This is a genomic window from Pseudomonas sp. 910_23 (genome assembly GCF_052850795.1).
This window is the reverse complement of record NZ_VXCZ01000001.1, coordinates 384,371-404,712: the sequence shown is the minus strand read 5'-3', so window position 1 is coordinate 404,712 and position 20,342 is coordinate 384,371. Positions and strand designations below refer to the sequence as shown.

The window sequence follows — 20,342 nt, the reverse complement described above, 5'->3', positions numbered from 1 at the left end:
ATTTTGATCGTATTGTCAGCTCAGGCGCTGGCCAGTTCGGAAGTATTGCGCTTCGGCCGCGCCAGCCAATACCCCAACACCGCCAGCGGCGCCGTCGCCAACATCACAATCACCGTAATCATCAGCGGTTGCTCGATCATCGACGACACCAACAAGCTGGCCAGAAAGCACAGGCCCAGTTGCAGGGTATTTTGCAGTGCCGCCGCCTTGCCGGAGTTTTCGGCAAACGGCATCAGCGCATTCGCCACCACGATCGGGTAGCTGGCGCCGTTGCACAGCGCCATCAGGCAGAACGGAATCAGCAAGGTGGTCAGGGTCGGCACGCTCAAGGTGGCCACCAGGTACAACGCCACCATACTCAGGCAATAGGCGCCCAGCAACCACGGCAACAGGGTTTTGCCCGCCAGGTGCTGCAAGGCGCTGCGGCAACTGTAGCCGCCAACGAGAAACGCCAGGGTCGGCAGTACGTAGCTCAGGCCGATGTCATTCGGGCTGTAACCCATGCCGCCGAGGATGAACGGCGAGGCCGTGAGCCATGCGAAGAAGCTGGCCGAACAGGCGGCGAAAATCATCACGTTGCCGGTAAACACCCGCGAGGTGAGCAACTGTCCATACCCCAGACGCGTGGGTCCGCCCTTGTGCTCCACACGCTTGGGCAGGCTACGCAGGAACAAGGTCGGCAACAGCAGCAATAGTGACACCACCAGCAACACGCCGAAGATCGCCTGCCAACCAAAGTGATTCAACACCATGGCACCCAACAACGGTGCAAGGGCCGGCGACAGCGACATCAACGGCATGATGCTGGCGAAGACGCGATGGGCCTTGTCGGCCGGGTAGCGATCAATCACCAATGCCTGCCAGCTCACGGCCGCGGCACACACACCAATCGCCTGTATAAAGCGCAGCGCCAGCAGTTGCGGGGTGGTCTCGACCCAGAACATGCCCAGGCAACCGAGCACAAACAGACTCAAGCCCGCGAGCAGAATGGGCTTGCGCCCCAGGCGGTCCGAGAGCGGCCCCCACACCAACTGCCCCACCGCAAAGCCGGCGAGAAAAATGCTCAAGCTGGCGCCCACCGCGCCAGCACCAATATTCAACTGCTCGCCCATGGCGCCAAACGCCGGCAAGTACATGTCCATGGCGAGATAGCCGAGCATACTCAGCCCCGCCAGATACCAGGTAAAACCAAAAGAATTTTTCATCGAAGCCTTGTAAAAACTGCCATCAAACTATTTGCTGACTGGCGCCCATTATGAAGCTGACAAAATCTGTGTGAAGCGATAATAATTGGACACTCTCATCAATAATTTTGAAGGCAGCCCACATGTGGTCGGAATATTCTCTGGATGTGGTCGACGCCGTCGCCCGTCACGGCAGCTTCAGCGCCGCCGCCCAGGAACTGCACCGCGTACCGTCGGCCATCAGTTACACCGTACGCCAACTTGAAGAATGGCTGGCCGTGCCCTTGTTTGTGCGCCGGCATCGCGACGTGGAACTGACCCCCGCAGGCCGCCTGTTTATCGACGAAGCCCGCAGTGTGATGAAGAAAATGCTCGGCACCCGACGCTTGTGCCAGCAGGTGGCCAATGGCTGGAGCGGCCAGTTGAAGGTGGCGGTGGACTCCATCGTCAAACCCCAACGCTGCCGCCAACTGGTGCTGGACTTCTATCGGCAGTTTCCCGAGGTGGAACTGCTGCTCGAATACGAGGTGTACAACGGTGTATGGGATGCGCTGGCCGATGAGCGCACCGACATCGTGATCGGCGCCACCAGCGCAGTGCCGGTGGCCAGTCACTTCAGCTTCCGTGACATGGGCCTGTTGAACTGGCTGTGCGTGGTCAGTGCCCGGCACCCCTTGGCGGCGGTGGAAGGCTTGCTCAGTGATGACCAATTGCGCCCTTTCGCCTCACTGTGCATGACTGACACCTCGCGCAATCTGCCCAAGCGTGACACCTGGACCCTGGATAACCAGCGCCGCCTGGTGGTGCCCAACTGGGCTTCGGCCCTGGATTGCCTACGCGATGGGCTGTGTGTAGGGATGGCGCCGGCCCATCAGGTATTGCCATGGATCGAGCGCGGCGAGTTGGTGGCGCTGCAATTGAGCCGGCCCTTTCCAGCCAGCCCATCATGCGTGGCGTGGGCGCAGAGCAAGCTTTCGCCGGCCATGGCGTGGTTGCTGGAATACCTGGGAGATACCGAAACCATGAACCAGGAATGGCTGAATGGCCCCTCACTCTGAACCCCACACAGAACCACTGTGGGAGGGGGCTTGCTCCCGATAGCGGTGTATCAGTCAATATCTCCAGTGGCTGACACACTGCTATCGGGAGCAAGCCCCCTCCCACACTTTGATTGCGTTTTCAATCCAGCAATCGGGTGATGGCGCGTACGATCATTTCGACTTCCTTGCTGTGCAACGTCAGCGGGGGCAGCAGGCGAATGATCTTGCCCCGTGTGACGTTGATCAGCAGCCCGTGCTCCTGGGCGGCACGTTGGGCCAGGTCGCGATAAGGGCTGGCCAGCTCAATCCCGATCATCAAGCCTTTGCCACGAATTGCCCGGACGTGCGGGTGCCCATCCAGCTCCATGCGCAAGCGCGCCAGCAAGTGTTCGCCCTGGTGTGCGGCGTTTTGCAACAAGCCTTGCTCATGAATGATATCCAGCACGGTGCAACCGACACGGCACGCCAGCGGGTTGCCACCAAAGGTGCTGCCATGACTGCCTGGGGTGAACAGCTCGGCGACGGCGGCGCGGGCCAGGCAGGCGCCGATGGGCACGCCATTGCCCAGGCCTTTGGCCAGCGTCATCACGTCTGGCACGATGCCTTCGTGCTGGAAGGCAAACCAGGTGCCGGTGCGCCCGATGCCGGTCTGGATTTCGTCGAGCATCATCAGCCAGCCGTGGCGCGTGCAGTGGTCGCGCAAGGCTTTGAGATAACCCACTGGCGCCACCACCACACCACTTTCACCCTGGATCGGCTCAAGCAGCACAGCTGCGATGCGCGTGCCGAACTGCGCAGTGATCACCTCCAAAGCCTGCATATCGCCAAAGCCTACCTTGATGAAATCCCCCGGCAGGCGCTGAAAGCCCAGGCGCACCGACGGCCCGTCGCTGGCGGCCATGGTGCCCAGCGTGCGGCCGTGAAAGGCGTTCTCCATCACCACCACCAACGGTTGTTCAATGCCTTTTTTCCAGCCATGCAAGCGCGCCAGTTTAAGCGCTGTCTCGTTGGCCTCGGCGCCGGAGTTGTTGAAGAACGCGCGATCGAGCCCGGACAGCTGCGCCAGGCGTCGGGCCAGCCGTTGTTGCCAGTCGATGCTGTAGAGGTTGGACGTGTGCAGCAGCAAACCGGCTTGTTCGCTGATAGCTGCCACCAGCCTGGGGTGGGAATGGCCAACATTGGTCACCGCCACGCCGGCGACAGCGTCCAGGTATTCGCGGCCCTGCTGGTCCCAGAGGCGCGTGCCCAGGCCACGGGTGAAGCTCAGGGCCAAAGGTTGGTAGGTGCTCATCAGGCAGGCGGCGGTCATGGTTGCGGCTCCAGTGCATCGTTGCGGTGATAGAAGTATCGTTAACCACCTGCGCTGGATAAACTGCGAATATCTGCAATGACTTTAAATCAGGGCTTGATAATGGATCTGTTCCAGGCAATGTCGGTGTACGTAAAAGTGGTCGAAACCGGCAGCATGACTGCCGCCGCGCAAGAATGCGGGATGTCGACCACCATGGTGGGCAACCATCTGCGGGCGCTGGAGCAACGGTTGGGCGTGAGCTTGCTCAAACGCACCACGCGTAAACAGAACCTGACCGAATTTGGCGGGCAATATTACCAGCGCTGCCTGGAAGTGCTGGGGCTGGTGGCGGACTCCGAACTGCTGGCCGAGCAAATCCACAGCGAAGCTCCTAAGGGCAGCCTGCGCATCACCGCGCCTCCCGTGTTCGGCACCGAACGCCTGGTGCCGGCCCTGAGCGAGTTTTCCCAGCGTTATCCACTTATCGACCTGTACGTGGTGCTGGGCAATGAACGCATGGACCTGGTCGACAGTGGCTTCGACGTAGCGATCCGTCTCGGTGAACTGGGGACCTCCAGCCTGATCGCCCGGCCTATGCAGCCCTACACGCTCACCCTCTGTGCATCGCCTGCCTACCTGGCGCGACGCGGCACGCCGCAGACCCCGCAGGACCTGCAACAACATGACTGCCTGGCATTCGCCTACCCTGCGAACGACAACTGGCGTGACACCGACAAACTGTGGCGCATGAGCGAGGATGGCAGCGAGGTGGAGGTTCCGGTGGCGGGGTCATTGACCATCAACAGCTCGCAAGGCTTGCGCCAGGCGGCCGTCAACGGCATGGGCATCACGATGCTGGCCGACGCCTTGGTGCAACCGGACCTGGAGAGCGGCAAGCTGGTGGCCCTGTTAACCACGTATAAATTGCCCAGCCGCCCGATGCACTTGCTGTATCGCCATGACCGTTACCGCCTGCCCAAGCTGCGGGCATTCGTCGATTTCGTCATGGAAAAGTGGGCACATTAAAGGCCACGCCCAACGCCCGCAGACGCGCGGCGGTACGCTCGGCAGATACATGATGAATGCCCTGCCAACCCAAGGCGATAGCGGCCTCGGTGTTGCCGGCGACATCGTCAATAAACACCACTTCACTCGGTTTTATGTCCGGCAGGTGAGCGCGGATCTGATCAAGGCTGGCGTGGTAGATCGCCGGATCAGGCTTGATCAATTCCAACTCGCCGGACACGACGATGTTTCGAAAGAGTTGCAGGAACGGATAGTGGGCCCGAGCGTAGGGGAAGGTCTCTGCCGACCAGTTAGTAAGCCCGAACAATGGCATATCGGCTTTGTGCAACGCCTTGAGAATCGCCACACCGTCGGCTAACTCACCGCGCAGCATCTCGTGCCAGCGCTCGTAGTAAGCCTGGATCAAGGGTTCGTGATCGGGATGCAGGTCAATCAGGGTGCGGGTGGCTTCAGCCAGGGTACGACCGGCATCTTGCTCGGTGTTCCAGGCCTGGGTGCAGATGTTGTCGAGGAACCACTGCCGTTCTGCATCGTCGGCAATCAGCTTGCGGTACAGGTGCTGCGGGCTCCAGTCGAACAGGACACCGCCGAAATCAAAAACTACTGCACGAATCGTCATCAGATCCTCCGTTGGCGTGGCTTGATAGCTACAGGAGTCTGACAGATCCAAAAGAGCGAAGCGCGCGCCGGGGTGTAAGAAGTGTCTGAAAAGACGCGGTCCAAATGTGGGAGGGGGCTTGCTCCCGATAGCAGTGTGTCAATCAATGAAGATGTTGACTGGTACACCGCTATCGGGAGCAAGCCCCCTCCCACATTTTAGATCTGCATCAGATCTTAGGCTTGGACCAGGCCGTTGATCTTGACGGTCGGGTTCACGTCCGCGTCGTAGTCCACGCCGTCGACTTCAAAGCCGAACAAGCGCAGGAACTCAGCCTTGTAACCGGCAAAGTCGCTGATCTCGTTGACGTTATCATCGGTGACTTGGTTCCACAGCGCAGCCACGGCGTCCTGGACCTTGGGTTCCAGCTCAGCCAGGTCGGCGCGCAGGCGGCCATCGGCATCCAGCTTAGGTTCTTTACCGTACAGGCTGTCCTTGAACAGGCCGTAGACTTGCTCGATGCAGCCTTCGTGGGTGCCCTGCTCTTTCATCACCTTGAACAGCAACGACAGGTACAGCGGCATGATCGGGATCGCCGAGCTGGCCTGGGTCACCACGGCCTTGAGCACAGACACGCGGGCGTCGCCCTTGAGCGCCGCGAGGTTTTCGCGCAGGGTCAGGACTTTCTTGTCCAGGTCTTTCTTGGCTTCGCCGATGGAACCGTTCCAGTAGATATCCTGGGTCAGCTTCTCACCGAGGTAGGTGAAGGCGGTGGTCTTGGCGCCTTCGGCCAACACATCGGCGTCACGCAGGGCATCGATCCACAGCTGCCAGTCTTCGCCGCCCATGACCTTCACGGTGCCGTCGATTTCTTCCTGGGTTGCAGGCTCAAGCGTGGTGTCTACCACCACGCCCTTGTCGGTGTTGATACCGCGCAGGGTCACGGCCTTGCCGATTGGCTTGAGGGTGGAGTTGTGCACCACGCCTTGCGGGTCGGTACGGCGTGGCGCGGCCAGGCTGTAGACCACCAGGTCGATCTTGCCCAGGTCTTTCTTGATGGTGTCGATGGTCAGGCGCTTGATCTCGTCGGAAAACGCGTCGCCGTTGATGCTCTTGGCGTACAGGCCTTTTTCCACGGCAAACTTCTCGAATGCCGCGCTGTTGTACCAGCCGGCGGAGCTCAGCTTGCCTTCTTCGCCTTCTTTCTCAAAAAACACGCCCAGGGTGTCGGCGCCGCAGCCAAACGCGGCACTGATGCGCGCGGCCAGGCCGTAACCGGTGGAGGCACCGAGGACCAGCACCTTCTTGGGGCCGCCTTCGATGACGCCATTCTTGGTTACGTAGTCGATCTGCTCTTTGACGTTCGCTTCACAGCCAACAGGGTGGGCGGTCACACAGATAAAGCCACGAACCCGCGGTTTGATGATCATAAAAATTTCTGCCTCTTCCAAGGTGCCGAAGGCCAGTGGTGGCCATTCAACTTCAATCGTACCGGTCTATGACGTCCAAAAAACCGAAGCGTCACGATAGTCGCAAATCTTCTGTTCTCAAAATTCAATCCACAACGCCCCCGGCTCGCCCCTGCCGGGGGTTAAAAATTGTGCAGAGGCTTCACAATTTTCGAACCATTTAAAACGCCTGCGCGGGCCATAAAGCCCTATCATGACGATATTGTTTCATTATGTTTCAAAGTTGGAGCCATGTTTCATGAGCAAAAGTGCTGTCGGCAAAAAGCTGGTGTCCCTCGCCTGGATACTCGGCGTGTTGCTATTGATGGGCTGTTTTCCGCGAACCTGCCTGGTGTTTCTGCTGCTGGTGGTGGTGTGCGGTGTCTATGATTTCTTGCGCAACGGCCTGTACGATCGCGGCACCATCAAGAAATACTTCATCGGCAACGGTCGCAATACCTGGGTGCTGGCACCGTTCAACACCCTGCTCGATCTGCTGAGCAGCCGCAACCGCCATGTCTATACGATGCAAGACCTGCCACCGGCCTGGCGCGAAGACCTGCAACAGGTGATCGACGACGCCATGGCCCGCAAGGATGAAATCATCGGGTATCTGGACGAACGCATGGCTGAGAAGAAACGCGGCATGTTGTTTTTCCAGTGGTACGGCCGCCCCATCGAGACCACGCTGGATATCCCGCAACTGCGCAAGAAATTGCCATTCGTGAAGACCATCGGTGTCTCGGTATTCAACGAGAACCGTTCCACGTCCTTTCACTTCGGCCCCCTGCGCATGATGTTCCGCGTGCTCTACAACATGGCCCCGGCGCCCCACCACGAAGGCGTGTATATCCAGGTAGGCAAGCACAAGCACTACTGGCACGACGACCCGCTGTTCATCTTCGATGACACCCTGATGCATGCGTCCTTCAACAAAAACGACGCCAAGCGCTACTGCCTGTTCATCGACATCGTGCGCCCGACCTTGCTGCCGTCAGTGCTCAACGCCGTGATCGCAGGCTTTGCCGGGCTGGTCTTTACCCTGCGTCGGGTTTTCTACAAAAACTGGAAGCTGATTCAGTAAGTTCTGCGGCATGATGGTGCTGGACGGTATTTGCGCTGGGCCTCGCGCCTGAGGTAAATAACCGTCTCGTGCGACCTTAATTGGCGCTCACCATTCTCAAGCCATCGCCCCGAAACGGGCGCGGTGGCTGTGCTTTCAAGGAATCAGAATGCCCCAACGTCAAGTCATCAATGCCTCCGTCAGCCCCAAGGGCAGCCTCGAAACCCTGTCCCAACGTGAAGTGCAGCAACTGAGTGAAGCCGGCACCGGCAGCATCTACACCCTGTTCCGCCAATGCGCCTTGGCCATCCTCAACACCGGCGCGCATATCGACAACGCCAAGACCATCCTTGACGCCTACAAAGACTTTGAAGTGCGTATTCACCAGCAGGACCGCGGCGTGCGCCTGGAACTGCTCAACGCCCCGGCCGATGCCTTTGTCGATGGCGAGATGATCGCCAGCACCCGCGAGATGCTGTTCAGCGCCTTGCGTGACATCGTCTACACCGAGAACGAGCTGGACAGCCAGCGCATCGACCTGAGCGACTCCCAAGGCATCACCGACTACGTGTTCCACCTGCTGCGCAACGCCCGCACGCTGCGCCCGGGTGTGGAGCCCAAGATCGTGGTGTGTTGGGGCGGCCATTCGATCAACACCGAAGAATACAAATACACCAAGAAAGTCGGGCACGAACTGGGCCTGCGCAGTTTAGACGTGTGCACCGGCTGCGGCCCCGGCGTGATGAAAGGCCCGATGAAGGGCGCGACCATTTCCCACGCCAAGCAACGCATCACCGGCGGGCGTTACCTGGGCCTGACCGAGCCTGGGATCATCGCCGCCGAAGCACCGAACCCCATCGTCAATGAACTGGTGATTTTGCCGGACATCGAAAAACGCCTGGAAGCCTTCGTGCGCGTCGGCCACGGCATCATCATCTTCCCCGGCGGCGCCGGCACGGCAGAAGAGTTTTTGTACCTGCTGGGCATCCTGATGCACCCCGACAACCGCGACGTGCCGTTCCCGGTGGTGCTGACCGGGCCCAAACACGCCGCGCCTTACCTGGAACAGCTGCACGCGTTCGTCGGCGCCACCCTCGGCGAAGCGGCGCAGCAGCATTACCAGATCATCATCGACGACCCCGCCGAAGTGGCGCGCCAGATGACGGCCGGCCTCAAGGCAGTGAAGCAGTTCCGCCGCGAGCGTAACGACGCGTTCCACTTCAACTGGCTGCTGAAGATCGACGAAGGCTTCCAGCGCCCGTTCGATCCTACCCACGAAAACATGGCCAGTCTGCAACTGAGCCACGCGCTGCCGCCCCATGAACTGGCAGCCAACCTGCGCCGGGCGTTCTCGGGGATCGTGGCGGGTAACGTCAAGGACAAGGGCATCCGCCTGATCGAAGAGAACGGCCCGTATGAGATCCACGGCGACCCGGCGATCATGAAACCGCTGGATGAATTATTGAAGGCGTTCGTGGCCCAGCACCGCATGAAACTGCCGGGCGGCGCGGCGTATGTGCCGTGCTATCGCGTGGTGCAGTAAGCCAGCGGCGGTCGGTCATAGTTTGTATCTGTTTGGGGCGTAGCCAACGGTGTGAGTATCGAGCATTCGGACTAGGGTTTTACTACCGACTGACTCACACCTGCGAGCGACCTATGGACCAACGGATATTGTCCTCTGTCATTCCTTACCCTAAGGTAAGGAATATCACGATGGAGATCTTCACTATGGCTACCGCCACACTCACTTCAAAAGGGCAAATCACCATCCCTGTCCAGGTCAGGACAGCCCTGGGCCTGGAAACAGGCGACCGTGTGGAATTCGTCGAATTGGAAGACGGCAAGTTTTCCATGATCGCCGCCAGCAAAACCGTCAAGGACCTCAAGGGGTTGATCCGCAAACCCGCTCACACCGTGTCTATCGAAGACATGAACCGAGCCATCGCGGCCCAGGGAGCAACCGCTGGATGATTGGCCTGGATACCAACGTGCTGGTGCGTTATGTGACCCAGGATGATCCTGCGCAATCGGCCAAGGCGTCCCAACTGATCGAATCGCTCACCGCCGCCTCACCCGGTTTTGTCAGCCTGGTGACGCTTACGGAGCTGGTGTGGGTGTTGCAGTCCTGCTACCAGTCGGCCAAAAGCGACGTGGTGACGGTGCTGGAAACCTTGCTGCACACACGGGAACTGACCGTCGAGCACGCCGATATCATCTGGCAGGCCCTGCGCAGGTTCACCGCAAGCAAAGCGGACTTTGCCGACTGCCTGGTTGAACGCTGTGGCCATGCGGCGGGCTGCGAGTACACTGCCACCTTTGATCTGAACGCGGCCAAGGCAGCGGGGATGAAACGGCTCGGCTAGGCCGGCTTTTTTGTAGGAGCGAGCAAGCTCGCTCCAATGGGAGAAAGCGTTGGGTCAGCGAACCCAGCCGCCGATCTGCCAGTGGTAGCCATCATTACGCTGCACCCAGTGCGGGTGTACATAACGATAGCCCTGACGCACTGGTTCCCAATGGCCATGCACTGCCACATAACGCCCGCCTTCCCAACGCCAATAACCGCGTGACCAGATATAACCTTCGCGCACCGCAGGCTCCACTTCGATCACCTGCACCGGCGGCGGTTGCGGCGCCACCACATCAACGTACTCGTGTTGTACCGGCCTGCGCTCATGCACAACACGCTCCTGCACACACCCGGAAGCGGCGACCACCATGGCGGCCAATGCTGCATAACGTAGCAACATACAAAACCCTCGGGCGCGAACGCCCAACACCTGCACTGGTAAAAATCCCCCCTTGTTTCAGCCACGCTCCTGCTTGGCCCTGGGTACTTTTTAACAGGCGGTGTCTGTCGGGTTGCTGAACCTGCCAGCCTCAGTAAGTACAGGCGACAGTCGGTCGCTTCAGGCGCACCAGCACCAACCCCGCCACGACCACGGCAATACCCGCGTAGGTCGATGCGTGGATCACATCGCCAAACATCAACGCCGCCCACACCAACGTCACCGGCGGCTCCAGGTACACCAGCGCCGCCACATGGGTGGCCGTCATCACCCGTAGCAGCATCCACAGGCTCAAATAGGCGAGGAAGGTGGAGAACACCGTCAGCCACACAATCGAAATCAGTACGTTGGTGTCATGGGGAATACTCAGGGTGTCGGTGTAGATCACGGCCGCGGTAAAACCTATCAAGGTCAACAGCGACTGGATAAACAGCGGCAATACCAACCCGCTGTCCTGGGTCTGCACCGAACGACGCTCGTACAAGGTCGCCAGTGTCAGCCCAAGTGCCGACACCAGAGGCAAGAGATACATGACCAACCCGACACCCTGCCCGCCACCACCATACTGCCCGGCAATCACAATCGACACACCGACAAAGCCGATCATCAACCCCAACCACTGCCAGCCGCCACTGCGCTCGGACGCCATGCCTGTCGACAATGCCGCTGTCATCAACGGCTGTAACGCCGCAATGATCGCCGCGATCCCGGGCGGTAGACCGTTCTGGATCGCCACGTAGAGGCAACTCAAATATAGGAACTGCGACAGGAACCCGACAACTGCGTGATGACGAATCTGCTGCCAGGAAACCCTCAGCAACCGTCTGTTCAAAAACACTGCCAGGCATAACGAAACCAACAAAAAACGCCAGAACAAAAGGTTGAAGGCTCCAGCACTCTGCGCGCCTAACTTGGCACCTATAAAGCCGGAACTCCAGGATAGGACAAAGACGACCTGAAGCAGTAACAACCGCGTGTAGCCGATACGAGCCGTCATCGTGCCCCCTGCAACTGCAACGGCACGAGTTCGCCAAACGTGATGGGGTCAATCCCCAAACGCCGATATTGCTCGCTGGCGGGTCGCACCAGGTCACGCTTGAGCTGGAACCACGGCTTGATGGTACGCAGCACGCCATCGTCGGATGCCAAGTGCCAGAACTTATTGACATCCGCCTGACTGTAAGGACAGTGAAACGACAACACCAACGACATGCGCCGGCCTTGAGTGAGTGGGCGCACGCCATGAAACACTCGACTGCCGTAGATATACACCGCATCGCCACTGGCTTTCACACCACAGCTTCGCACGTTGTCATTGAGGCTTGCGACATCAAAGCGCTCCACAGGGCCCTCAAAATAAACGAACTCTCCACCTTCATACTCGCTGGGCTCAGACAGCACTATGTTCAGCACAAAGCTGGTTCCATCGGTATGCCACATACCGATCTGTGCCCTATCGTGCTGAGCCTGGGGCGGGTAGAAGTAATTGACCTGGGAACGGGCGCGCAAGAAAGGGTGCGGAACCAGCGGCACACCTGCAATTTTTGACACCGCCAGCAGGAACGCCCGACTGTCCATCATCTCCCGGATAAGTGTCGATGACCGCGTTGCCGCACGGGTACGGTTAGAGATAATCCAGTCGCTGGTGCTGGACCCCGCCTCCAACTGATAACACGCTCGCCTCAACTCGGCGATGCCCTTCTCACTAAACAGCCCCGAGACCTGGGCCACGGCCGTCAATTGCTCGGGCTGGGCCATCGCCAGTGGCGATCTCATGTACCCCAGGTTCGCTAAGCTGCGGTGACCTGTGAGGCATGGGCCATCACCTCGCAAATAACTGTCACTCCAGTGTTGCAACGTGTCGAGCAGCGCCCCGGGATGCTTGCATCGGGATGTGGGAGCCAGTGATGCTTGCAGGGCTGACTTCAGGTGACCGACTCCCCGAAGTGATACCAAATATCGAGTACCATACTTCATATCTATCTGACTCCATGCTTTGTCACTCACAATGGATGCCAGCAAAAGCCGTACGCTCTCACTGGCACTTGCCGTGTATATCGAAGTTCATCAATGCCACAGGCGCCATCCATCATTAGGTCACCCTAGACAGGTGCCACTTGCTCCAATGCCTTATCAACCAACAACAAACCTTGCTCGGTCATCTGCTGAATCCCGAGAGCAAGCCCCCTGTGAGCGCCTTCAAGCTCAAATGCCAGGCTGGATATCAAATTATTAACGGATGAGAACGTCTCAGCAGCGTTAGCCAGAAGTGTTTCGGTATCCACATCAGAAGAAACCGAAAAGAGACTAACCTTTGATCGAGCCGCCATAGCGGAGTTGTCTGCTTTCGTACTTCGAGAACGGTTGGGTTTTGTCTTATCCATAGCGCAGTTCCTTTCGCAGTTTTGATCACACAGCGCCGTGATGACGCCGGCTGAATAAAAGGCTAGGCTGCGAGCATGATTTTGTATATTTGAATAACCTGCACAACTAATCCTCAAAAGAAGAATCATGAGCAAGCAACTCAATATCGATCTGCTGCGAACCTTCCATGCGGTCGCCCGCTTCCGTCGCTTCAATGAAGCGGCGAGCCATGTGCATCGGAGCGCTTCGACCGTTACGACGCAGATTCAAAAGCTGGAAGACTTAGTCGGCCAACGCCTGTTCAGCCGGAGTAACCAAGGTGTTGAGCTGACGATGTATGGCAAGAAACTACTCAGCGAAACCACCGACTTTCTCAAGAGCCACGACCGCTTACTGGCCTCCTTAACCCCCCAGCGCATGCAAGGAAGGATTCGCCTGGGGCTTCCCGATTCTTATGCGCCGGCTTTCATGCGCGATTTCCTGCCGCAGCTTATCGCTGACAATCCCTTGCTTGAGTTGGAAATAGAAGCCAGATCCAGTGGCGAACTGTTCACCATGTTCAGCCGGGAACAGATTGATTTGGCATTGGTCGTCAGTGCTCAGCCCTTGGAGCAGGGAGAACAGTTGGGTTCGATACAGCCTGTATGGGTTGTTTCCGACCAATTCAAAACACCGGAACAGGCGCCGCTACCTATCGCCGTGCAATTAACCGGATGCCCCTATCGAGCCTCGGCGATACGGGCGTTGAAAGAGCATGGCGCCTACTATCGAGTCCTGCTGGAAAGTGCCAGTTCTACTGCGGTAGAAGCCGCCGTGATCTGCGGATTGGCCGTTGGCCTGATTGAAGAAAGCCGAATAACCGCTGGGTTGACCCAAAATATCCCCGGCGTTCAACTGCCTGAATTGCCGCGCCACCACATCTACTTGTTGTCCGATAGCGCAAACCATCTGGCGCTTCATCTGCATGAGCAACTCAAGAAGGGATTCACCCTCTGAATGCCCACAAAAAAGCCCGCTGACCGTCACCGGTTCAGCGGGCTTTTTCGTGGGTGTTGCTTACAGCGCCAGGTCAGACGCCGGCTTGCTTGGCTCAGCCGCAGGCTTGGCAGCCTCGGTAGCCTGTGGAGCAGCCAGTTGCGGGATAGCTGGCGGTGGTGTCAGTTGCAGCACACCGGCAGTGTAGGCCCATTCCTTGGCAACAGCTTCAGGGCTGTCGTTCAGCTTGGTGCCGTAGCTTGGCACGATCTGGTGCAGTTTTTCCTGCCAGGCCGGGCTTGCTACCTTGTCCTTGAAGACTTTTTGCAGCACGGTCAGCATGATCGGAGCCGCGGTGGACGCGCCTGGCGATGCACCCAACAGGCCGGCAATGGAGTTGTCAGCAGAGCTGACCACTTCGGTACCGAGTTTCAGCACGCCGCCCTGCTCTTCGTCACGCTTGATGATCTGCACGCGCTGGCCGGCTTGCCACAGGCGCCAGTCGGACTGCTTGGCGTTCGGGAAGTACTCTTGCAGCGCCTTGAAGCGGTCGTCGTCCGACAGCATCAGTTGGCCGGCGAGATACTCGACCAGTGGGTATTCACGAATACCGACTTTGGTCATGGGCCAGATGTTGTGGGTGGTGGTGCTGGTCAGCAGGTCCAGGTACGAGCCTTCTTTCAGGAACTTGGTCGAGAAGGTTGCGAATGGGCCAAACAGGATCACGCGCTCGCCATCCAGCACGCGGGTATCCAGGTGCGGAACCGACATCGGTGGCGAACCGACCGAGGCTTTACCGTAGGCCTTGGCCAGGTGCTGCTCGGCGATTGTCGGGTTCTCGGTCACCAGGAACGAACCACCGACCGGGAAGCCAGCGTATTCCTTGGCTTCCGGAATGCCCGACTTCTGCAGCAGGTGCAAGGCACCGCCGCCGGCGCCGATGAACACGAACTTGGCGTCGGTTTCAGTTTTGGTGCCGTCTTTGAGGTTTTTGTAGCTCACACGCCACGAACCGTCGTCGTTGCGGGTGATGTCCTGCACTTCGCTCGACAGCTTCAAGTCAAACTTCGGCGTGGTTTGCAGGTGAGCGACGAACTGGCGGGTGATCTCGCCGAAGTTCACGTCGGTACCGATCGGGCTCCAGGTGGCCGCGATTTTCTGGCTCGGGTCACGCCCTTCCATCATCAGCGGAACCCACTTGGCGATCTGCGCCGGGTCTTCGGAGTACTGCATGCCGGCGAACAACGGGCTGGCCTTCAGGGCTTCGTAGCGCTTTTTCAGGAACTTGATGTTGTCATCGCCCCACACAAAGCTCATGTGCGGTGTGGAGTTGATGAACGAACGCGGGTTCTTCAACACGCCCTGCTGAACCTGCCAGGACCAGAACTGACGGGAAATCTGGAACGCTTCGTTGATCTCGACCGCTTTCGGGATCTCAACGTTGCCGTTCTTGTCTTCCGGGGTGTAGTTCAGCTCAGCCAGGGCCGAGTGACCGGTACCGGCGTTGTTCCAGCCGTTGGAGCTTTCTTCGGCCACGCCATCGAGGCGCTCGACCATCTCCATCGACCAGTCCGGTTCCAGCTCATTGAGCCAGACACCCAGGGTCGCACTCATGATGCCGCCGCCGATCAGCAGCACATCGACTTTCTTTGCCTCTTCCGCGTGAACGGACGTGATCCCCATCGACAAAGCCAGCCCCAGCAGGGCAGTGTTTACTTTTTTAAACATCAGTAGCACCTATGATAAAACGCCATCCGCCCTACCGCCCCCGATCATGAGTAACCCTCGTTCACGCTACGTCAGGCAACGTACCGCGGGGTCTGCACATTCACATGAAGGCTGCAGGGTGGGCACACAAGGCCGATGGATCGACCTCACTGTTATGTCCCTTCTGCGCTGACTTCTTATCGTTATTGGCTTCAGCTACCTGGGCGACAGCCAACCGCTGGGACGTATACGGGTGTACGCACCAGGGAAAGACTAGACCAAGACGGCGCGCAGAATATCACGCTAAACAGCGTTTATGCGCCGTTTGGCCAATTGACAGGCCTAAATCGCGGGTTTTAATGCGCCGGTGTCAAGCCTGACAGCCGCGACCTGCGGTCACAGGCCCGGAACTCTCACGCAAATGGCGGTTCTAGACACCTTCGCCATTGCCTGCGTAGCATCGGCAGCTGTCCTTCGTGCACACCTTCCACACAGAGTTACCCATGACTACCCAGCAAACACTCGGGCACGTACTGCCCGCGCGCAGCGCCGCGAAAATGGAAGCGGCCATGGCCGTAGGCGCCTTCGCGATCGGCACCGGCGAATTCGCCATCATGGGCCTGATGCCCGACATCGCCCAGAACCTGGGCCTGAGCGAACCGCAAGTCGGCCACGCCATCAGCGCCTACGCCCTGGGCGTGATGGTCGGCGCCCCACTGCTGGCCATCCTCGGCGCCAAGCTGCTGCGCAAACACATGCTGCTGTTACTGATGGGCCTGTACGCCCTGGGCAACTTCGCCACCGCCTTCACCCCCACCTTCGGCTCGCTGGTGGCCTTCCGCTTTATCAGCGGCCTGCCCCACGGCGCCTACTTCGGCATCGCCGCCGTGGTCGCCTCCAGCATGGTGCCCACCGACAAACGCGCCGGCGCCGTAGCCCGCGTGATGATGGGCCTGACCCTGGCCATGCTGCTCGGCAACCCCATCGCCACCTTCCTCGGCCAACACCTGGGCTGGCGCTCGGCGTTCGCCCTGGTCAGCGTGATCGCCCTGCTCACCATCGCCCTGGTCTGGCAATTCGTGCCCCACCGCCACGACGAACAACGCAGCGACCCGCGCAAGGAACTGCGCGCCTTCACCAAACCCCAGGTCTGGATGGCCCTGTCCATCGGTGCAATTGGCTTTGCCGGGATGTTCTGCGTATTCAGCTACCTGGCGCCAACCATGCTCGAAGTGACCAAGGTCTCGCCGCAATGGATCCCCTTCGGCCTCGCCGCGTTCGGCGTCGGCGGTATCATCGGCAACATTGCCGGCGGCAAGCTGTTTGATCGCATGCAGTTTCGAGCCGTAGGCTTGATATTGGTGTGGTCGATGGCCGTGCTGCTGTTCTTCCCCTTCGCCGCCTCGTCGCTATGGGGCGTGCTGCTGAGCATGGGGTTGGTTGGCACTATGGTTGCGCTGGCAGCACCGTTGCAGATTCGCCTGATGGACATTGCCCACGAAGCGCCAAGCCTGGCGGCAGCGTCCAACCATGCCGCGTTCAACCTGGCTAATGCGCTCGGCCCGTGGTTTGGCGGCATGGCCATTACTGCCGGTCTAGGCTGGACCAGCACCGGCTACATCGGCGCCGCAACAGCCCTGGTCGGCCTGGGCCTCTACCTGATCGCTCGGCGTATGAAAGGCGGCCACTAACGCCACAAGTTTTGCGCCGATCATAGATCCAATGTGGGAGGGGGCTTGCCCCCGATAGCAATGGGCCAGTCAACACACCACTGACTGACCCACCACCCCATCAATCATCATGCAACAACCCCGCCCCATACTCCCCATAACTACTCCCCAGTCCACTACCACCAAAATTCATCTTGGCGGCTTTGCTGTGGCTGTGGTCGCCAAACGCCTGGCATCCACCTGAAAAGCACGGGTCACTGCTCACGGCTGGTGAAGATGAACAAGCACTCAACATCAACGTGCCGGTGATCACCACAACTTTGACGAGGTTCGAGATCATGGTTTCAGTTCCCTGTGGACTGGAGGCGCTGGGGTCCTCTCTTGCAGGGAATCGTAGACCTCAACTGCGCAGGGAATTATGAAACTTTACTGGGGGACAGCATGAGTTCAGGTCGCCGCCTTGGGTAAGGCGGCAGGGTTGGTTGTCAGGCTTTAACTGAGGCGGTCACAGGCGCAACCTGCTCCTGGGCTCGGTCAACCAGCAGCGAGCTCAACTCGATTAACTGCTGAATGCCTAGGGCGATGGCGCGCTGGGAATCGTCGAGGTCGAACGCCAAAGTGGCGGCCATTTCGTTGGCGGCTGCGAGGTTTTCGGCGGCGTTAGCCAGGAGGGTTTCGGGGTCGAGGGTTGGGTTTACGAGGAATAGGTTGTTGCTTGGACATTCGATGGACGATTTACTTTGATCAAGTGAAGGACTGCGAGTGTCGTGGTGCATGGGCGAAGCTCCAATATTCGGGAGTTAAAAACGCCTTAGCAATACGGACTTCCACCTCCGGCCACTGGGTATTCAGCGGCTTGACGAGATTAGCTATGGATGATCCAGGGGGCAAGCCGAAAAAGCGTAGGATATTTCCTGGAAATCCTGACCTATTCCCATAGATCACTCTGTCGCTTCATACGTTGCACCGATGACGGCTTGGACAAAATATTTTTAAAGGCTTCCAGACCAGATTTCTGCGTACCATTTTTTGCACCTTTCATGCTGTAGAAGCCCCTACTGAGTACCGGCATTGAGTGCGCACATTTTGAATATCGATCAAGTGCCCGTTTTCTTGACGCATCGAAAAACACAAAGTATTTTTCAGCTCCCCTCCTTTTCGGCTACCTCTGCCGTGCACCGCCCAGGCGTTAACTCGCGAAGCGGTCATACAGATGCCGACACTTACACGGCCGCTATTTACCGGCGAGCCTCTATTTAGATATCAAGTGTATAAGGTTGATTTCATGATTATTCGTCAGGCAAGTGCTGCCGACTATCCGCAACTGCTCGACATTTGGCTGCGATCCGTTCGCGCCACTCACCACTTTCTTCAAGAGTCCGACATAGATGCGCTGCTTCCGCAGCTCCGCGACATCTATCTACCCGTTGTTGACGTATGGGTTGCGGTAGACGTGAAAGACAACCCGCTTGGCTTTATTGGACTCAACCAAAGCCACGTAGAAATGCTCTTTATTGATCCTGATCTTCGCGGCCAAGGTATGGGCCGTGCACTACTAAATCACGTTCGCAGTTCGCGCTCTACGATGAGCGTTGACGTAAACGAGCAAAACCCCCAGGCGGTAGGCTTCTATCTCCATTACGGGTTCGTTCAAACAGGCCGCTCTCCTTTGGATGGTGAAGGCAGGCCGTTCCCGCTACTACACATGAACTTATCCCGCTAAGAGCACGATAAAGAATCGGCCCTACACATTCGTGTAGGGCCGACTCACAAGTAGTGAAACCAGGCCCCCAGGACCGAAAAGAGGCCGTGCGTTCGGGAAAAGGGGACCGGGAAACGGGGACAGATTTATTTAATATTTGGGGCTCGCGCCACCCAATCAACACCCAGCCCCCTCCGACCCATTCCTGATAAACTGCCCACCCTTCGCATTCTCCATCCAAGACTCCAATGCCTTCAGCCATAGCTCCACCGAAAGCCATCTCCCGCCGCTTCTCCGTCGCCCCGATGATGGACTGGACCGACCGCCACTGCCGGTTCTTCCTACGCCTGCTCTCCAAACACGCCCTGCTCTACACCGAGATGGTCACCACCGGCGCTATCCTCCACGGCGATCACGACCGCTTCCTGCGCCACAACGAAGCCGAGCACCCGCTGGCGCTGCAATTGGGCGGCAGTGTTCCGGCTGATCTGGCCGCCTGCGCCCGTATGGCCGAGGCCGCCGGTTACGACGAAGTGAACCTGAACGTTGGCTGCCCCAGCGACCGGGTGCAGAACAACATGATCGGCGCGATCCTCATGGCGCACCCTGCCCTGGTGGCGGATTGTGTGAAGGCGATGCGCGATGCGGTATCGATCCCGGTGACGGTGAAGCACCGTATCGGCATCAATGGCCGGGACAGTTATGCCGAGCTGTGTGATTTCGTCGGGACGGTGAAGGATGCCGGTTGCACCAGTTTTACCGTGCATGCGCGGATTGCGATTCTGGAGGGGTTGTCGCCCAAGGAGAACCGGGACGTTCCGCCGTTGCGTTATGACGTGGCGGCGCAGTTGAAGCGGGATTTTCCGGAGTTGGAGATTAATCTCAATGGTGGGATCAAGACGTTGCAGCAGTGCCAGGAGCATTTGCAGACGTTTGATGGGGTGATGTTGGGGCGGGAGGCGTATCACAATCCGTATTTGCTGGCCGAGGTGGATCAACAGCTGTTTGGCAGCACTGCGCCTGTCATCACCCGCGCCGAGGCGCTGGCACAGTTGCGCCCGTATATAGCCGAGCACTTGGCAACAGGTGGCTCGATGCATCACATCACGCGCCACGTTCTGGGGCTGGGAACCGGTTTCCCGGGGGCGCGTAAGTTTCGGCAATTGTTGTCGGTGGATATTCATAAGGCGGTGGATCCGTTGGCGTTGCTGGATCAGGCGGGGGAATTGTTGGAGGGGCGGTGACGGGTTGGGTGTCAGTGGGGGTATTTGGGGCTGACAGGCTGCTTTCGCGAGCAAGCCCGCTCCCACAGTTTGACTGATGGGGGGTCAGGTGAATGTCAGTGGCTGGACTGGCTTCATCGCAGGCAAGCCAGCTCCCACAGTTTGACTGATGGGGGTCAGGTGAATGTCAGTGGCTGGGCTGGCGTCATCGCAGGCAAGCCAGCTCCCACAGTTTGACTGATGTGTGTCAGGTGAATGTCAGTGG

At 58.7% G+C, this 20,342-nt stretch carries 21 protein-coding genes; 10 read left to right on the top strand and 11 right to left on the bottom strand.

The features are described 5' to 3' along the window. Window positions 1-20 precede the first annotated feature (20 nt). Window positions 21-1,205: a purine nucleoside transporter PunC gene (gene punC / locus FW800_RS01905; RefSeq protein ID WP_005786270.1), complete on the bottom strand. Its 1,185-nt coding sequence runs from the start codon at window positions 1,203-1,205 to the stop codon at window positions 21-23. Window positions 1,206-1,327: 122 nt separating this feature from the next. Between punC and punR the strand changes: the two genes are divergently transcribed. After that, complete coding sequence (punR, locus tag FW800_RS01900) at window positions 1,328-2,242, top strand: DNA-binding transcriptional activator PunR (RefSeq protein WP_032877190.1); 915 nt, start codon at window positions 1,328-1,330, stop codon at window positions 2,240-2,242. 121 nt (window positions 2,243-2,363) lie between these two features. On the opposite strand, the gene FW800_RS01895 is transcribed toward punR, so the two are convergent. Then, window positions 2,364-3,533 carry an acetylornithine/succinylornithine family transaminase gene (locus tag FW800_RS01895; protein WP_446436852.1) on the bottom strand — a complete coding sequence of 390 codons (1,170 nt, stop codon included), beginning with the start codon at window positions 3,531-3,533 and terminating at the stop codon, window positions 2,364-2,366. Between the two features lie 102 nt (window positions 3,534-3,635). Here FW800_RS01895 and FW800_RS01890 point away from each other — a divergent pair, with 102 nt between their 5' ends. Continuing rightward, the gene (locus FW800_RS01890) at window positions 3,636-4,541 is read left to right on the top strand and encodes a LysR family transcriptional regulator (RefSeq protein ID WP_032877192.1); all 906 of its coding nucleotides are present in this window, start codon (window positions 3,636-3,638) and stop codon (window positions 4,539-4,541) included. On the opposite strand, the gene FW800_RS01885 is transcribed toward FW800_RS01890, so the two are convergent. Both FW800_RS01885 and fabV read right to left on the bottom strand, forming a co-directional pair. Continuing rightward, the gene (locus FW800_RS01885) at window positions 4,519-5,160 is read right to left on the bottom strand and encodes an HAD family hydrolase (RefSeq protein WP_446436851.1); all 642 of its coding nucleotides are present in this window, start codon (window positions 5,158-5,160) and stop codon (window positions 4,519-4,521) included. The genes FW800_RS01890 and FW800_RS01885 overlap by 23 nt on opposite strands. Before the next feature lie 215 nt (window positions 5,161-5,375). Beyond that, window positions 5,376-6,569 (bottom strand): enoyl-ACP reductase FabV, encoded by a 1,194-nt coding sequence (gene fabV / locus FW800_RS01880; protein ID WP_046072680.1) that lies wholly within the window; start codon window positions 6,567-6,569, stop codon window positions 5,376-5,378. A 277-nt stretch (window positions 6,570-6,846) separates the two neighbouring features. On the opposite strand from fabV, the gene FW800_RS01875 reads away from it, so the two are divergent. The 4 genes from FW800_RS01875 to FW800_RS01860 all read left to right on the top strand — a co-directional run bounded on the left by FW800_RS01875 (window position 6,847) and on the right by FW800_RS01860 (window position 10,013). Further along, entirely contained in the window at window positions 6,847-7,671 is an 825-nt protein-coding gene (locus FW800_RS01875; protein WP_446436850.1) for an aspartyl/asparaginyl beta-hydroxylase domain-containing protein, read from the top strand. Window positions 7,672-7,819: 148 nt separating this feature from the next. Then, on the top strand, window positions 7,820-9,193 hold the full coding sequence (ppnN, locus tag FW800_RS01870; RefSeq protein WP_078820649.1) for a nucleotide 5'-monophosphate nucleosidase PpnN: 1,374 nt from the start codon (window positions 7,820-7,822) through the stop codon (window positions 9,191-9,193). Window positions 9,194-9,363: 170 nt separating this feature from the next. Next, window positions 9,364-9,621 carry an AbrB/MazE/SpoVT family DNA-binding domain-containing protein gene (locus FW800_RS01865; protein WP_078820648.1) on the top strand — a complete coding sequence of 86 codons (258 nt, stop codon included), beginning with the start codon at window positions 9,364-9,366 and terminating at the stop codon, window positions 9,619-9,621. Continuing rightward, window positions 9,618-10,013: a PIN domain-containing protein gene (locus FW800_RS01860; protein ID WP_446436849.1), complete on the top strand. Its 396-nt coding sequence runs from the start codon at window positions 9,618-9,620 to the stop codon at window positions 10,011-10,013. The genes FW800_RS01865 and FW800_RS01860 overlap by 4 nt, the downstream gene beginning before the upstream one ends. A 54-nt stretch (window positions 10,014-10,067) precedes the next feature. On the opposite strand, the gene FW800_RS01855 is transcribed toward FW800_RS01860, so the two are convergent. The 4 genes from FW800_RS01855 to FW800_RS01840 form a co-directional block, all read right to left on the bottom strand. Next, entirely contained in the window at window positions 10,068-10,397 is a 330-nt protein-coding gene (locus tag FW800_RS01855) for a YXWGXW repeat-containing protein (protein WP_005786252.1), read from the bottom strand. Window positions 10,398-10,527: 130 nt separating this feature from the next. Continuing rightward, a complete protein-coding gene (locus FW800_RS01850) occupies window positions 10,528-11,433 on the bottom strand; it encodes a DMT family transporter (protein WP_103733556.1) in 906 nt (301 codons plus the stop codon). Then, on the bottom strand, window positions 11,430-12,212 hold the full coding sequence (locus tag FW800_RS01845; protein ID WP_446436848.1) for a 2OG-Fe(II) oxygenase family protein: 783 nt from the start codon (window positions 12,210-12,212) through the stop codon (window positions 11,430-11,432). Before FW800_RS01845 ends, FW800_RS01850 begins: the two co-directional genes overlap by 4 nt. A 326-nt stretch (window positions 12,213-12,538) precedes the next feature. Next, entirely contained in the window at window positions 12,539-12,820 is a 282-nt protein-coding gene (locus FW800_RS01840) for a DUF6124 family protein (protein WP_446436847.1), read from the bottom strand. A gap of 127 nt (window positions 12,821-12,947) precedes the next feature. On the opposite strand from FW800_RS01840, the gene FW800_RS01835 reads away from it, so the two are divergent. Continuing rightward, a complete protein-coding gene (locus FW800_RS01835; RefSeq protein WP_446436846.1) occupies window positions 12,948-13,796 on the top strand; it encodes a LysR family transcriptional regulator in 849 nt (282 codons plus the stop codon). A gap of 60 nt (window positions 13,797-13,856) precedes the next feature. Here the strand turns inward: FW800_RS01835 and mqo are convergent, their stop codons facing one another. Continuing rightward, entirely contained in the window at window positions 13,857-15,503 is a 1,647-nt protein-coding gene (gene mqo, locus FW800_RS01830; RefSeq protein WP_446436845.1) for a malate dehydrogenase (quinone), read from the bottom strand. 482 nt (window positions 15,504-15,985) lie between these two features. On the opposite strand from mqo, the gene FW800_RS01825 reads away from it, so the two are divergent. After that, entirely contained in the window at window positions 15,986-17,173 is a 1,188-nt protein-coding gene (locus FW800_RS01825) for an MFS transporter (RefSeq protein WP_446436844.1), read from the top strand. Window positions 17,174-17,273: 100 nt separating this feature from the next. Here the strand turns inward: FW800_RS01825 and FW800_RS01820 are convergent, their stop codons facing one another. Both FW800_RS01820 and FW800_RS01815 read right to left on the bottom strand, forming a co-directional pair. Then, window positions 17,274-17,492, bottom strand: a complete 219-nt coding sequence (locus FW800_RS01820; RefSeq protein WP_446436843.1) for a hypothetical protein — start codon at window positions 17,490-17,492, stop codon at window positions 17,274-17,276. A 145-nt stretch (window positions 17,493-17,637) separates the two neighbouring features. Next, window positions 17,638-17,928: a DUF6124 family protein gene (locus FW800_RS01815; RefSeq protein WP_248090874.1), complete on the bottom strand. Its 291-nt coding sequence runs from the start codon at window positions 17,926-17,928 to the stop codon at window positions 17,638-17,640. A gap of 509 nt (window positions 17,929-18,437) precedes the next feature. Here FW800_RS01815 and FW800_RS01810 point away from each other — a divergent pair. Further along, the gene (locus FW800_RS01810; protein WP_032877202.1) at window positions 18,438-18,875 is read left to right on the top strand and encodes an acetyltransferase; all 438 of its coding nucleotides are present in this window, start codon (window positions 18,438-18,440) and stop codon (window positions 18,873-18,875) included. Between the two features lie 227 nt (window positions 18,876-19,102). Further along, window positions 19,103-20,098, top strand: a complete 996-nt coding sequence (gene dusA / locus FW800_RS01805) for a tRNA dihydrouridine(20/20a) synthase DusA (RefSeq protein WP_446436842.1) — start codon at window positions 19,103-19,105, stop codon at window positions 20,096-20,098. The last annotated feature ends 244 nt before the right edge of the window (window positions 20,099-20,342 follow it).

Coding starts and splice junctions, on each gene's coding strand:
- punC (WP_005786270.1), bottom strand. CDS start 1,205: ATGAAAAATTCTTTTGGTTTTACCTGGTATCTGGCGGGGCTGAGTATG.
- FW800_RS01875 (WP_446436850.1), top strand. CDS start 6,847: ATGAGCAAAAGTGCTGTCGGCAAAAAGCTGGTGTCCCTCGCCTGGATA.
- FW800_RS01835 (WP_446436846.1), top strand. CDS start 12,948: ATGAGCAAGCAACTCAATATCGATCTGCTGCGAACCTTCCATGCGGTC.
- fabV (WP_046072680.1), bottom strand. CDS start 6,569: ATGATCATCAAACCGCGGGTTCGTGGCTTTATCTGTGTGACCGCCCAC.
- FW800_RS01885 (WP_446436851.1), bottom strand. CDS start 5,160: ATGACGATTCGTGCAGTAGTTTTTGATTTCGGCGGTGTCCTGTTCGAC.
- FW800_RS01895 (WP_446436852.1), bottom strand. CDS start 3,533: ATGACCGCCGCCTGCCTGATGAGCACCTACCAACCTTTGGCCCTGAGC.
- FW800_RS01840 (WP_446436847.1), bottom strand. CDS start 12,820: ATGGATAAGACAAAACCCAACCGTTCTCGAAGTACGAAAGCAGACAAC.
- FW800_RS01815 (WP_248090874.1), bottom strand. CDS start 17,928: ATGCACCACGACACTCGCAGTCCTTCACTTGATCAAAGTAAATCGTCC.
- FW800_RS01845 (WP_446436848.1), bottom strand. CDS start 12,212: ATGAGATCGCCACTGGCGATGGCCCAGCCCGAGCAATTGACGGCCGTG.
- FW800_RS01850 (WP_103733556.1), bottom strand. CDS start 11,433: ATGACGGCTCGTATCGGCTACACGCGGTTGTTACTGCTTCAGGTCGTC.
- FW800_RS01855 (WP_005786252.1), bottom strand. CDS start 10,397: ATGTTGCTACGTTATGCAGCATTGGCCGCCATGGTGGTCGCCGCTTCC.
- mqo (WP_446436845.1), bottom strand. CDS start 15,503: ATGTTTAAAAAAGTAAACACTGCCCTGCTGGGGCTGGCTTTGTCGATG.
- punR (WP_032877190.1), top strand. CDS start 1,328: ATGTGGTCGGAATATTCTCTGGATGTGGTCGACGCCGTCGCCCGTCAC.
- FW800_RS01825 (WP_446436844.1), top strand. CDS start 15,986: ATGACTACCCAGCAAACACTCGGGCACGTACTGCCCGCGCGCAGCGCC.
- FW800_RS01820 (WP_446436843.1), bottom strand. CDS start 17,492: ATGATCTCGAACCTCGTCAAAGTTGTGGTGATCACCGGCACGTTGATG.
- FW800_RS01860 (WP_446436849.1), top strand. CDS start 9,618: ATGATTGGCCTGGATACCAACGTGCTGGTGCGTTATGTGACCCAGGAT.
- FW800_RS01890 (WP_032877192.1), top strand. CDS start 3,636: ATGGATCTGTTCCAGGCAATGTCGGTGTACGTAAAAGTGGTCGAAACC.
- dusA (WP_446436842.1), top strand. CDS start 19,103: ATGCCTTCAGCCATAGCTCCACCGAAAGCCATCTCCCGCCGCTTCTCC.
- ppnN (WP_078820649.1), top strand. CDS start 7,820: ATGCCCCAACGTCAAGTCATCAATGCCTCCGTCAGCCCCAAGGGCAGC.
- FW800_RS01810 (WP_032877202.1), top strand. CDS start 18,438: ATGATTATTCGTCAGGCAAGTGCTGCCGACTATCCGCAACTGCTCGAC.
- FW800_RS01865 (WP_078820648.1), top strand. CDS start 9,364: ATGGAGATCTTCACTATGGCTACCGCCACACTCACTTCAAAAGGGCAA.